This is a genomic window from Mesorhizobium sp. M4A.F.Ca.ET.022.05.2.1 (assembly GCF_003998845.1).
Classification (GTDB): Bacteria; Pseudomonadota; Alphaproteobacteria; order Rhizobiales; family Rhizobiaceae; genus Mesorhizobium.
Genome location: NZ_RZOJ01000189.1, coordinates 1 through 10835, shown reverse-complemented (window position 1 = coordinate 10835; position 10835 = coordinate 1). Strand labels below are relative to the sequence as shown.

Genomic DNA, 10835 nt, shown 5'->3' with positions numbered 1-10835 from the left:
CGCCAGCACCCTCGAAGAGCTTGCCATTGCCGTGGCTAAGATCGCCACTCTGAAAGCCGACCTCGACGAGCACAAACAGACCCTCGAAGGTGCGGCCCTCAACGCCATCCAGCGCGACCGGCCCGATCTGGCCCACGACGTCCCCGAGCTGATCCGGCGCGCCGTCAATCGCGAAATCGCCCCCAAGGCGCTCGCCAGCTCGGTCAAGCTGCCCGAGCGTTACGGCGAGACCGACGAGCAGTGGCATGCGCGCCTGTTCCAGACGCTCCAGCAGCACGCCGAAGGCCGCATCCGTGGTGACGATCGCGACCAGCGGAACCTTCGCCACGACCGGCCGCGCATTGAACGGGCTAAGGCGCTCTACGTCGAGCGCCGCGACGACGAGGACGACGCCGCCTACGGCCTGCGTCTGTTCGCGCACCTCGCCGAAAACCTGCCCTGCAGGCAGGCCGAAGGCGAGACCGACGCCGAGCACAACGCCCGGCTCTTCGAAACACTGGCCAAGACGCTCAAAATCACCCGCAAGGGCGAGAGCGACAGCGCCTACGGCCGGCGCGTCGCCAATGCGCACGCCATGGCTGTCGGCGCCGCCGAAGTCGACGACATCCTCGACAAGGCCGGCCGTGAGGCGGTCTTGACCATCGAAGCCCACACCGCCAGCCCGACCACTGCTGAGCGCCTGCGGCGCCAAGAGGCCCACCAGAAGCTTATCGCCCATGTCGATCCGTGGGCCGGCGGTCAAAAGATTAGCGTCCACTCCGAGATGACCGTCGCGCCGTCGCCCCGAGCCCTGCCGCCATCGCAACCGCTGCCGTCTTGGGTGCAAGACGACATCTCCCGTTTCGGCGACTAACAGAAGGAAACCGACCAATGCCCAACGCAACGAACCGCTTTAACATCTTCAACGGCGACCTCGCCACGCTCGCCCGCCAGAGCGGCGAACCCGCCGACCGCACCTACGCCATCAGAGCCGCCCACGAAGCAGCGCGCGCCGCCGAGCTGGCTTGGCCGGCAAGCAAGGCCAAGGTGCCGCCACCGAACGGCAACCAGAACCTCACCCTGCAACAGCTCAACGCGCTGGCGATCGGCCCCAACACATGACGTGCTTCGTCTGATCCGGAGTTCGACCACGATGGCCGTCATCACGAAAAGGGGGTTCCCGGCCGTCACCATCATCGGCACGTATGCCACCCAGTTTGGCCGCCCGGTGGGCGCCAATGGCGTCGTCCTTGACGACGCCATTCAGCTGCGGAACGGCGGCAGCCAGACCCAGTTCGACAGCGGCGATCCCGGTGCCCGCTTCGACTGGCGCTCGCTGAGAACGGTGACGCCAGTCGAGCAGATGGTCCGGACGCTGCTGCCTTTCATGCCACCGCTGACAAAACCGCCTGTGCGCAGCCCAAGAGGTCGCTGACGGCTTTAACTTGCTCGTGACGGTCACCCTTCGGGAAATAGTGTGGCAAGCTCCGGCATCATCGTTCTGAGCGCGTCAAGCTGGCGGTGCCAAAACCGATCTGACAGCGGCCCAAAATCTGGTTCGTCGAGTTTTCGACCCAGTTGGCCTCTTATGCGAGCACGACTGTTGCTCTCGTGGGGCGATTGTGGGCTGGTATCCATGATCATCACGAAAGCGTATGTCTCGAAAACGAAGTGCCATAAATCGCACTTTGCTTCTATCCCTTGAATCTTAACACCTCTATCGAGATCGAATTCCTTAAGTCTCTCCCAAGACGGCTGAAGAACCCCCATATCCAACTGAAATTTGGCCAATACGGCAGCCTTGTTGTGACGTATAGCAACTTTCTCAAGTATCCTTTTAAGCATTCTGCCCTCCTGTAGCCTGTCGAGCGATACCGGTGGCTCTTCGTCGGCAGAGCGTTTCGCACGCCTATTCTTCCTCCGACAATAAATCCATCGGCCTTACGCCTATTGCCTCTGCGATCTGCCAGAGCGTGATGACCGTTGGGTTCCTTTTTCCCATCTCCAATCCGCTTACGTAGGCACGGTCTACGCCCATTCGATCGGCGACCTCATGCTGCGTGAGGTTAGCCGCGATGCGGCAACGCTTCACGTTCTTCGCAACGAGCTGACGCATGTCCATACGGCATGCGTGGCGAATTGTGCACTTTAATGCGACGCATTATAGTGCACCATACAATGGTGAGGGGGCTGTCATGTCTGCACTAAAGAATCTCGCATGCCAGTTCGTGGTGCTGACGTTCTTTGCGTCCACTGCGTTATCCGCTGAGCAGGTGGACGAAGGGCCGCGCAATCTCGATCGTGCCGTGACCCTTTATCGGCAAGGAAATTTCGTGGGGGCGCTGTCCATTATCAGACCGCTAGCGACGTCCGGCGATGCCCGTGCAGAAACTTATCTCGCCAAGATGCTTCTCTCAGGTCAGGGTGTTCAGAGGGATGCGCCCGCTGGATTGGCGCTGTTGCGTGCTGCAGCTGATCAGGATTATCGCGAAGCAGAATTCCTGCTCGGGGCTGCATATGCGTCAGGAGAGCCAGGCCTGCCGGTAGATTACGTGGAGGCCTTGAAATGGCTGATAATAGCTAGAGCCCAAGACGGGCTAGCATACAGCATGCTGAGGGATCAGATGGGTGCCGAGAACGTGGCGACAGCCACTGCCAGAGCCGCGCGCTGGCGCGAAGACACCGACCGCAGAAAAGTGCAAGCTGCCTTGGCTCTCGGCAATAAGAATGAAGTTTCGGATCATCTTACCCGACTTGCTGATGAAGGCTTACCAGCTGCCCAAAATGAGCTGGGTTTGTTATACGCCGCCGGAGTACCGGATGGCATCCCTTCGAAGAAGGTGCCAGGGTTGATGGATTTTCTACCGAATGACCGAAAGGCTGCAGAATTATTTCTTAGGGCGGCATCATTAGGTTATCCGCCGGCTCAGTCGAGGTTTGGGTCAATACTTTACGAAGGTCGAGGAGTGACCGCCGACAAGGCCGAGGCGGCGAAATGGTTCGAAAAAGCAGCTGCCCAGTCGGAAGTCAGCGCGATGATTGCGCTGGCGGACATGCTAGCAGCGGGAGATGGTGTCCGACAGGATCAAGGTCGAGCGTTCACATTGTACAGCCATGCTGCGGGCAAAGGTGATCCAGCGGCAATGAAGGCGCTGGGCGAGAGTTATGCAAGCGGCAAGCTTACCGAAAGAGACACCAAGCTTGCGTATATGTGGCTCACTCTGGCCAGTCAAATATATAGAAAAGAGCTTGTTGAGGTCTCTGCAAAAGAGGCCGACCTAACCCGCCTTGGCTTGGTCGAGCTGATGTCCCAGGATGAAATAGATCGTGCCAAGAACGCCACAGACATGTGCTTGAGCACACACTACCAACAATGCGGGGCATCATCTCTTCAATGAGCGCTGCTTGTGTTTGTGAGATTTTGACCGATCGATGTTCCGGTGGTCTCATTCGAAAGGAAGCTCAGCGTGTCGGTCCTGGCTAGCATGACGTCTCGCACGCTACGCCATCGCCGTCGCGATCCAGTTTCCCGCCCCAAGAGCAGTTCTGCAGATACCATTGGGCCTCGTCACACGAACTGATCTCCTTGCACGTCCGCCGCCGCTCGCACGAATAGCCGCTCTGTGCGACCAGCTTGCGGCTGACGATGCCGAGCGGCCGGCCCGACGGCGCCGCGCCGTCAGTGTGCGAAGCGCGCCAGTCCCAAGGCGGTTCGAAGTTGCCGACCCAAAGACCGATTTTCGCCGCCTGCGCCTTCGCCTGCTGTGGTGCGTAGGAGCCAAGGCTGTAGAGCGGCCAGTCGAGCGCTTGGCCATGCTCGACCATCCACGCCGCCACGCTGACGCCGTCGGCGCGCCGGCAGTCCCCGACGAAGCGGTGATAGCGATCCCAGCTCACGAACGTGCACTGCACCGGCCTCGATGCGGCCAGGAACGCATCCAGCGCTTCCGCCGATCGCCGGCCGCAAGGATATTCGAAGCCCTTTGCATCGTCGCAATACTGCTTGCTCTCCGGTGCGTCGATGCCGTTGAAGCGTATCCGCTGCCCGTGGACTTCGATCGTGTCGCCGTCGATGACGGAGGCGACGCCTGTGATCGGCTCCGGTTGCTTAGGCGTGATCAAATTTTGCAGGCTGATCTCATGCAAGCTGTCGGCGTGCTTCATGGCGGTCAGCGCGGCCAAAGCACCTGCCGCGCCGACGGTCACGAAGACCAGCCGTCGCGGCACGCTCGCCCACCGCAGGGCGCGCGAGCGCTTCGCGCCGGTGCGTTTGCGCCATTGACCAGATCGATTATCGTAGCGAGACTTGTCCAAGCCCTTTCCCCCGCGGGAGAGAATGCTCCCAAATGCGACGGAGGTCTAGAGAAGTCTCAATTTCGGGCAATACTTGGTTTCTAGGCGTCCATTTCTAGTGGCCTCTGGCCCGGCTGTTCATGCCAGATCACTTGCCGCAGTTCGCGCCAGTCAACCGCCTGGCCGCAACTCCTTGCCGTGGCGCCGGCCGATGATCGGCGGCCCGAGATCGGATAGCTACGTCATGTCGCTTTGTCCAGGAGCGGCATCTTCCGGGTCGGCGGCTTGTAGAGCCGGAGCGTATCTGCATTCACCGTAACCGACACCCCGAGATTGACCGTCACCCACTCACCGTCGATATGGGTGACGTCGCCGATCAATTCGATGGGCTGGCCTTTCTTCACCTTCGACGTTCTGTCGACGGTCGAATGGGGGAAGCCGTAGGATGGGATCGAGACGCTGACGCGGTCTTCTGTCACGCGCCGGCGCACGGTCGCCGTGATCGCGACTTCATCGCCGACCTTGATCCTGCCCTTGCCCATGCAAGGAGTCTGGGGCGGTCGGCGGCTTAGTCAAGCAGTTGCTAATATTTACGAACGGAGACGGAACCTACATTCGCCTTCTAAGCTTATAGATGGCAGCGGTCATGTCCGCTTCTGGGTCCCAGAAAAGCCCGTCGCCAAGTCCTCCCAGCGACGGGCTTCTACTTGCATATCAAGCGAGTCGGGACCGTTCCAAAACCTTGGCTCGAAACAAAAGCCACCTTCAGCGGTTCCTCTTCATTGGAGGAAACCCATGTGCCCGACCACCGACAATGGGGATGATCGCAAAGCCCATCTAAAACTGTTGGCAGAGCGACTTACGAGGGAGACTGGCATCGGGGAGGAAGAGGCCAGGCGTCTGATCGATCTGATTGGAACAGATTGGGATTCGCTGTTTCGCGAGGCCCGATTCCTGAAAGGGCGGCATTGAGATGAGTACGCGCGGCATCAACTTCCTCCACAAATGGATTTCCAACAACATCTCGGAGACGGTCGGCGCCGACATCATCTCGGTGGCTGAATTGACCCAACAGCTTTTTGCAGACGCCAAGGCAATCGGGATCGACAGCACGGAGCGGAAGAAATCGGGAGCGTCTATGAGGTGATCTTTGACGCGGTCCTTCATCGCGAGGCCGGCGTCGCGGATTGAGCGTTCGGATGCGGTTGACCCATGCTGAACTCATAGACCTCGCCCAAATCCTCGTCAGTCACCCTGACCCAAATGTATTCGGCTGCTCGCGCTTTGACATCACATCCAGTACCTTCGCGAGCTGCCTCTCCCGGTGTCTCGGCCCTCACAACTCGCCATGTAGTAACTGTCTCACCCGTCATTTGTTCAACAAAATACTCTGGCATCGGGGCGTTCCCTAGGCTGACTGGGATTCCAACTTCTGACGACGCCCAATGTTCCCGCGGTTACGGGCTGCCCCCCAGGCAGAGCAGCGCCTGCAGTTGCGAATGCTTAGACTGTCTGGAACTCCTCACCCCCCTCGTGCATTGTTTGCTGTAGCGGTCGATTTCTCAGGAATGTAGCCGCTCCCAAACCAATAGGCCTTCCGCCATCTCCCTCTGGCGGAAGGCCTATTTGGTTCAAGCGCTACGTCGCTTCGAAAGCGCTTGCCATAACTTCGTTTCGTCCGTGATCCCATTTTGGAAAAGGTCGAGGACCTCATCTGCGAGAGCTTCCCTCTGTTCCCTATCTTTCTTGGCAAGGCGGCGCTCGTCGCACAGTTGGTTGAACACCCGCTGGAGCAAGTCCAGATCAGCGGGATCAAATATGCCGCTGTGGCGATGCCATGGCATTGCCGTCCTCAATGCGGGGTCCGGGTCAAGGCTGGCGGCCCAGCGGTCGTGGATGTGGGGGGCGGCCGCCAGGCCTAACCAGCAAAACGGGGTAGGTTTGCCGGCTGACTGCGCATTATAGCACCGCTCATTAGCATCTGCTAATTTATTCAAATTGTCTGCAACACGCTGTGACTTCCCTGACCTTCTTCAATGGCTCATGTCGCCTTGTCCACCAGCGGCGACTTCCGCTTCGGCGCGACATAACTCGTCACCAGCCGTACAACATCGAGGCTGACAGTTATCCCCAGGCTCGGCCGCCTATCGTGACGCTGTCCTCATCGCTGGCCTCGCTTGACCTTGGTCGTTTTGTCAACGATCGAATGAGGGTGGTTGTAGCTCGGGATCGAGACGCTGAACCGATCCTCTGTCACGCGCCTGCGCACGGTCGCGGTGTGATCGCGACTTCATCGCCGACCTTGATGCTGCCCTTCGCCATGAGAGGAGTCTGGCGCAGCTGATGCCTTCGTCAAGCGCTTGCTAATATTGGACGTGGAACGGGCGTCACCATTCCTCTTTCTGGGTCAAGAGAAATCTGCCGTCCAACCCCTCAATCAGCGGCGGGTTTTTCTATGGGTAATGTGCTATGATTCGGCGCATGGGAAAGAAAGCGAAACGTAAGGCCAAGCAGGCGATTGAAGAGCCAAAAGAGGGCGAGCTTGCGGAAGCAGCCTATTACGCGCGCAAGGTCGGCATCACCATACAGGAAGCCGCCAAGATCATCCGGGAAGCCAAGGCGCCGAAGCTATCGATCGTCCGTAAGGACGGCAAGAACCCCGTTTGATCGATCCGGGCGCCGCTGGCAGTCGGTAGTGAAGCCTTGCGAGACACACGCCAAGCCGAACACGAACCCGCCGCGCCGGCCCACAAAGAGAGACCGATAACCCGCCGCTGGGTGTGCCCCCACACCCGCGCGGCGGGCTAAGGTGACCGGCGCCTCTCGTTGGGGAGAATGCCTGAGGACGTGCGCCGGCCTGGCAGCTCCCAGGGGGCCGCCGCAACAATTCGGCTAAACTACCTCGAAAGGCTATGGCGTGATCGCGTAAGCCCTTGGCAAGCGATTGGCGATCGGCGGCGCTCGCGCAATGGTGCGATACGCCCTGGCCGGTCTATTGCCACCACGCGCTTTGTTTGATTTTCTGGAGAGCGGAAAAGAGGGAAGGGGAAACATGAACAAAATGTTGCGCTCTGCCAGAATTCTGGCAGCAAGTTCCTTGGTCGTGTTGTCGATGTACTCGGCGTCTGCCTACTCGGCAGACCCCATTAAGCCAAATGTCTCGGAATCGGAAAATTCGGCTATTTCCAATCCGGTTGGTCCATTGCGACGTTTGTGCCTCAGGTGCCCCGGACCGGCCGCGTGCTACGTAAATTCATGCGACGACAATTACCAGCACTGCAGTTCACTAGGGCCGTGCAGCATAGGATCTTGTCCGCCGTATCCCTTCTGCCCATTTTAACCGCCATTGCCGGCGACAGAGACTTCGGTTGGGTGCTCCGGCCCCGACCTTTGGCCCTGTTGTGCGTGCTAACAAAAGACTGCATTCTTACCTTGCCCTTGGAGCCCAGCTTCTGGGACACGGCCCGGCCCGCGAAATCCTGTGTCACCTCGATAAAGCGAGCCGGGCTGTGGGTGGTTCCAAAATCGCATTGGCAGCCTGTCCCTAAACCGCAGGTGGAATACGCTCAGTCTATCACCCGCGATCGTGTTGTCTGACGATATTGAAAAATTCATCCTGCCATGCCCGAGCAGATCGCGAATTTCCTTCAGTTTCGACATCTTCTGAAACGTCGCCTCGACCATGCTGTTGGTGAGGCCGAGCTTTGAATTTCCTTTCGACAGAACCTTACGAACCGCCCGCATCTTCACATCCACAGGGGTCGTCATGATTTTGGAAACGCGATCATCGATCTTACCCGATGTCACACCTTCGAATGCTACTTCTTTGAGTACCAACAAGTCGAACTGCTGTTCCACGTAAGACCACAGCGCCAGAATTCGACCTACCTCGACCAACATGAGGTCTGACGGCAGCGGAATTGTAGAACCGGTGGTCGACATTTGTTGGATCGGTCTCCGAAGACGTGCCTCGCGTTGAGAGCAAAGGTCATTGGGCTGACTGTGCAAAGCCGCCGATCAGGCCCCCGATCAACGACCCGATCTTGCCGTAGCTGTCGGACGTCAGGCCGCCCGGCTTTGCCTCGACCGTTTCGCGGATCGACGTCGAACCGTCGAACGAGCCTCGCTCGACGGCGGCGATCCCTTTCGCTGTCAGTTGTGCGCCGAAATAGCTGCCGTCGGTATACTGCGCCTGACTAGTGACCAACCCCTCGTTACGAAGCCATTCCATCACGTCGACAAAATGGTGCGTAGCGTCGCTATCGACGTTCTCCATGACGTGATTGGGTTCGAGCCGCTGCCGTCTCAGTCCGTTCAGGATCAGCTTTGCGAGGATGCGGCCGATCACTTCGTAGCTGTCGTTCAGAGAATTCATTGCTGGTCACTCCCACATGAAGCCGGTGAACGTGTCGCTGTCGACAATTCGCAGTTTCATCTCTTCGGTATAGCTTTTGCCGAACCAGCCCTTGTAATGGATGCGGATCGGGAATTCGGCCAAGTTTTTCCAGAATCCGCTGTCAGGGCCCTGGGTCATCCCGAAAGAGCACGAAACGTGAGTCCCATTATGCAGGACAGGGATTAGGTCCTTTCTGGCGAAGCAGTATAGCCACTGGTCCTTTTTTGCGGGGTTTTTCCCGAAGGCGGCCTGCAGGGCTGCGGCGTCGGCCACCTCGAACCAAACATACCGGGCCGGGATCGATCCCGAGTTTAGCACCACGAGGTCGTAATAAATGCCGGTGTTGTCACCCTTGTGCGTCTTGACCATGGCAGTGACCAGTGGACGAAACTGGCGCCTCCAGAAATGAAGCGAAAGCCCCAGGGCAAACACCGTGGCGGCGAGCGCTGCGACGTTGATCCAGTCCAAGTTGTTGACCCACTCGTAATTCAATTGATCCCCCCTCCGATTGCGGACACTCCACGGACATGAAATCGAGCGGACAACGAAAGCCAGCACTCACCTCTCGCAACTAAGTGATTTACTTGAGTTTTTGGTGAGCGCGATGGGATTCGAACCCATGACCTACTGATTAAAAGTCAGTTGCTCTACCGGCTGAGCTACGCGCTCCCGCGGGCTCGATTAAGGCCGCCCTCGAAATTGCGCGGAACATAGGGAGAGTGCCGCGACGGGTCAACCGGAAAAACATGGCCTCCAGGCTGGATTTTCGCTGTGTTCGGCGCGGCATTGTGGCCATGCGGGCATGCGCGGCATAGCGCATGAGAGGGGCGAAGGGCTTGCCTCCGTAAAACGCCACCACCGTCAAGGCGCATTCTGCAATCTGAACGGGAACCTGGGAACAATTGCCTATGTCGCCCGTTTTTTCGGACACAAGGGACGTCAACAACCCTTCGAGGAGAAGAGCGATGAACAGGATCGCATCCAGCCTGCTGGCGGCCGCGCTGTCGGCGTCTTTCGTGGCGGCGGACATTGTGCCAGTCAATGCCCAGCCAAATTATGTACCGCTGGGCCAGGGGCTGTCTTCGGACGTCCAGACTGTGCAGTACCGGGACTGGAGGAGACACCGCGCGCTCAATCGCGAATTCTCGCGCCGGGACGGTGTCGTGTACTGGAATGGCCATCGCGGTTATCGCGAATATCGTCGCGGCTATCGCCGTCACGGCGACTTCTGGTTCCCGCTGGCGGCCTTCGCCACGGGCGCGTTGATTACCGGTGCCATCATCAACAACCAGAACCGTGTCTATCGCGGTGGCGATGCCCATGTCCAATGGTGCTACGACCGCTACCGCTCCTACCGCGCCTGGGACAACACGTTCCAGCCGTACAACGGCCCGCGTCAGCAGTGCTATTCGCCCTACTGACCTGATCATCGGAACACGGGAGGCTGCGGAGGCCCGTGCCGGCAACGGCACGGGCCTTTCGCGACATCCCGGTCAAGGAAGCGATCCGCGGATCAACTGGCCCAGCCGATGGTCTTGAAGATCAGATACAGGCCTCCGCCTTCACCGCGTGGGGAGCGGTAAGCGCCGAGTGCATCGCAGATGCGAACCATTGCCCCGCTCAGCCCCCAGCCGAGCGCCTCCAGGTCATTGTTCGTGTCGAGCACATAGGCCTGAGCCAGCTCATCGATGCCTTTTTCCTCGCCGAAGGACCGAACCCGCTTGGCGTCTTCGAGGAGTTCGCCGGGCAGGTTTGAATTTGCCCAGGCCCACAGCCAGTTGTCAGCTTTGGCGCTCGTACTGCCCGCAATCTGGATCTCGGCGACGACCTTGATAACGCCTTGCTCCGAGAACAGGAGCTTTCGTGCCTTCAGATCGTAGTCGTAGCGCGGCCAGCTGCCGAGGCGGAAATCCTTCTGCAGGCGGTCGTTCTTGGCTTTCAGCTGATCGAAAGCCTCTTCGCGCCAGCCAGTATACCAATCTGGATTCATTCACCCCTCACCCAGCCGATCTCGCTGCCGATTTATGGCACGCTCAGCGTCCTGCGCACAGCGTCACGCCAGCCCGCCAGCTTGGCGGTGCGTGCCGCAGTGTCCATCTTCGGCTTGAAGCGGCGGTCGAGCGCCCAGGTCTTGGCGAACTCCTTTGCCTTCGGCCACACACCCGCC

Annotated in this window: 16 protein-coding genes and 1 tRNA gene; 8 read left to right on the top strand and 9 right to left on the bottom strand. The window is 59.2% G+C overall.

Annotation, left to right across the window (positions count from 1 at the left end; all coding sequences use genetic code 11):
* The 3 genes from EN745_RS36225 to EN745_RS20145 all read left to right on the top strand — a co-directional run.
* Positions 1–853 (top strand): hypothetical protein (locus EN745_RS36225; RefSeq protein ID WP_189363100.1); only part of this gene is annotated, 853 nt, incomplete at its 5' end.
* 17 nt (positions 854–870) lie between these two features.
* A complete protein-coding gene (locus EN745_RS20150) occupies positions 871–1101 on the top strand; it encodes a hypothetical protein (protein WP_127422083.1) in 231 nt (76 codons plus the stop codon).
* Between the two features lie 31 nt (positions 1102–1132).
* Positions 1133–1414 carry a hypothetical protein gene (locus EN745_RS20145; protein WP_127422082.1) on the top strand — a complete coding sequence of 94 codons (282 nt, stop codon included), beginning with the start codon at positions 1133–1135 and terminating at the stop codon, positions 1412–1414.
* 23 nt (positions 1415–1437) lie between these two features.
* Here EN745_RS20145 and EN745_RS20140 read toward each other — a convergent pair whose 3' ends face one another.
* Positions 1438–1824 (bottom strand): hypothetical protein, encoded by a 387-nt coding sequence (locus EN745_RS20140; protein ID WP_127422081.1) that lies wholly within the window; start codon positions 1822–1824, stop codon positions 1438–1440.
* A 64-nt stretch (positions 1825–1888) separates the two neighbouring features.
* Positions 1889–2101 carry a helix-turn-helix transcriptional regulator gene (locus EN745_RS20135; RefSeq protein WP_126054710.1) on the bottom strand — a complete coding sequence of 71 codons (213 nt, stop codon included), beginning with the start codon at positions 2099–2101 and terminating at the stop codon, positions 1889–1891.
* Positions 2102–2174: 73 nt separating this feature from the next.
* On the opposite strand from EN745_RS20135, the gene EN745_RS20130 reads away from it, so the two are divergent.
* A complete protein-coding gene (locus EN745_RS20130; protein WP_189363099.1) occupies positions 2175–3377 on the top strand; it encodes a tetratricopeptide repeat protein in 1203 nt (400 codons plus the stop codon).
* An 82-nt stretch (positions 3378–3459) separates the two neighbouring features.
* Here the strand turns inward: EN745_RS20130 and EN745_RS20125 are convergent, their stop codons facing one another.
* The gene (locus EN745_RS20125; RefSeq protein WP_245482409.1) at positions 3460–4185 is read right to left on the bottom strand and encodes an excalibur calcium-binding domain-containing protein; all 726 of its coding nucleotides are present in this window, start codon (positions 4183–4185) and stop codon (positions 3460–3462) included.
* Between the two features lie 329 nt (positions 4186–4514).
* Entirely contained in the window at positions 4515–4814 is a 300-nt protein-coding gene (locus tag EN745_RS20120) for a hypothetical protein (protein ID WP_127422079.1), read from the bottom strand.
* 431 nt (positions 4815–5245) lie between these two features.
* Here EN745_RS20120 and EN745_RS20115 point away from each other — a divergent pair, with 431 nt between their 5' ends.
* The 3 genes from EN745_RS20115 (at position 5246) to EN745_RS20100 (ending at position 6939) form a co-directional block, all read left to right on the top strand.
* The gene (locus tag EN745_RS20115; protein WP_348630970.1) at positions 5246–5419 is read left to right on the top strand and encodes a hypothetical protein; all 174 of its coding nucleotides are present in this window, start codon (positions 5246–5248) and stop codon (positions 5417–5419) included.
* A gap of 544 nt (positions 5420–5963) precedes the next feature.
* Positions 5964–6194: a hypothetical protein gene (locus tag EN745_RS36220; RefSeq protein WP_189363098.1), complete on the top strand. Its 231-nt coding sequence runs from the start codon at positions 5964–5966 to the stop codon at positions 6192–6194.
* Between the two features lie 559 nt (positions 6195–6753).
* On the top strand, positions 6754–6939 hold the full coding sequence (locus tag EN745_RS20100; RefSeq protein WP_245487776.1) for a hypothetical protein: 186 nt from the start codon (positions 6754–6756) through the stop codon (positions 6937–6939).
* A gap of 741 nt (positions 6940–7680) precedes the next feature.
* On the opposite strand, the gene EN745_RS20095 is transcribed toward EN745_RS20100, so the two are convergent.
* The 4 genes from EN745_RS20095 to EN745_RS20080 form a co-directional block, all read right to left on the bottom strand.
* Positions 7681–8214 carry a hypothetical protein gene (locus EN745_RS20095; protein ID WP_127422077.1) on the bottom strand — a complete coding sequence of 178 codons (534 nt, stop codon included), beginning with the start codon at positions 8212–8214 and terminating at the stop codon, positions 7681–7683.
* A 46-nt stretch (positions 8215–8260) separates the two neighbouring features.
* Positions 8261–8647 (bottom strand): hypothetical protein, encoded by a 387-nt coding sequence (locus EN745_RS20090; RefSeq protein ID WP_127422076.1) that lies wholly within the window; start codon positions 8645–8647, stop codon positions 8261–8263.
* 6 nt (positions 8648–8653) lie between these two features.
* Positions 8654–9160 carry a hypothetical protein gene (locus EN745_RS20085; protein WP_127422075.1) on the bottom strand — a complete coding sequence of 169 codons (507 nt, stop codon included), beginning with the start codon at positions 9158–9160 and terminating at the stop codon, positions 8654–8656.
* A gap of 101 nt (positions 9161–9261) precedes the next feature.
* Positions 9262–9337: transfer RNA gene (locus tag EN745_RS20080), tRNA-Lys, on the bottom strand.
* A gap of 296 nt (positions 9338–9633) precedes the next feature.
* On the opposite strand from EN745_RS20080, the gene EN745_RS20075 reads away from it, so the two are divergent.
* On the top strand, positions 9634–10089 hold the full coding sequence (locus EN745_RS20075; RefSeq protein WP_126054717.1) for a BA14K family protein: 456 nt from the start codon (positions 9634–9636) through the stop codon (positions 10087–10089).
* Between the two features lie 92 nt (positions 10090–10181).
* Here the strand turns inward: EN745_RS20075 and EN745_RS20070 are convergent, their stop codons facing one another.
* Entirely contained in the window at positions 10182–10658 is a 477-nt protein-coding gene (locus EN745_RS20070; protein ID WP_126054718.1) for a DUF6882 domain-containing protein, read from the bottom strand.
* Positions 10659–10835 lie beyond the last annotated feature (177 nt).

What these genes read in the sequence shown, in the direction of transcription:
- EN745_RS20150 (WP_127422083.1), top strand. Translation starts at nt 871, where the DNA reads ATGCCCAACGCAACGAACCGCTTTAACATCTTCAACGGCGACCTCGCC.
- EN745_RS20145 (WP_127422082.1), top strand. Translation starts at nt 1,133, where the DNA reads ATGGCCGTCATCACGAAAAGGGGGTTCCCGGCCGTCACCATCATCGGC.
- EN745_RS20140 (WP_127422081.1), bottom strand. Translation starts at nt 1,824, where the DNA reads ATGCTTAAAAGGATACTTGAGAAAGTTGCTATACGTCACAACAAGGCT.
- EN745_RS20135 (WP_126054710.1), bottom strand. Translation starts at nt 2,101, where the DNA reads ATGGACATGCGTCAGCTCGTTGCGAAGAACGTGAAGCGTTGCCGCATC.
- EN745_RS20130 (WP_189363099.1), top strand. Translation starts at nt 2,175, where the DNA reads ATGTCTGCACTAAAGAATCTCGCATGCCAGTTCGTGGTGCTGACGTTC.
- EN745_RS20120 (WP_127422079.1), bottom strand. Translation starts at nt 4,814, where the DNA reads ATGGGCAAGGGCAGGATCAAGGTCGGCGATGAAGTCGCGATCACGGCG.
- EN745_RS20115 (WP_348630970.1), top strand. Translation starts at nt 5,246, where the DNA reads ATGAGTACGCGCGGCATCAACTTCCTCCACAAATGGATTTCCAACAAC.
- EN745_RS20100 (WP_245487776.1), top strand. Translation starts at nt 6,754, where the DNA reads ATGGGAAAGAAAGCGAAACGTAAGGCCAAGCAGGCGATTGAAGAGCCA.
- EN745_RS20095 (WP_127422077.1), bottom strand. Translation starts at nt 8,214, where the DNA reads ATGTCGACCACCGGTTCTACAATTCCGCTGCCGTCAGACCTCATGTTG.
- EN745_RS20090 (WP_127422076.1), bottom strand. Translation starts at nt 8,647, where the DNA reads ATGAATTCTCTGAACGACAGCTACGAAGTGATCGGCCGCATCCTCGCA.
- EN745_RS20075 (WP_126054717.1), top strand. Translation starts at nt 9,634, where the DNA reads ATGAACAGGATCGCATCCAGCCTGCTGGCGGCCGCGCTGTCGGCGTCT.
- EN745_RS20070 (WP_126054718.1), bottom strand. Translation starts at nt 10,658, where the DNA reads ATGAATCCAGATTGGTATACTGGCTGGCGCGAAGAGGCTTTCGATCAG.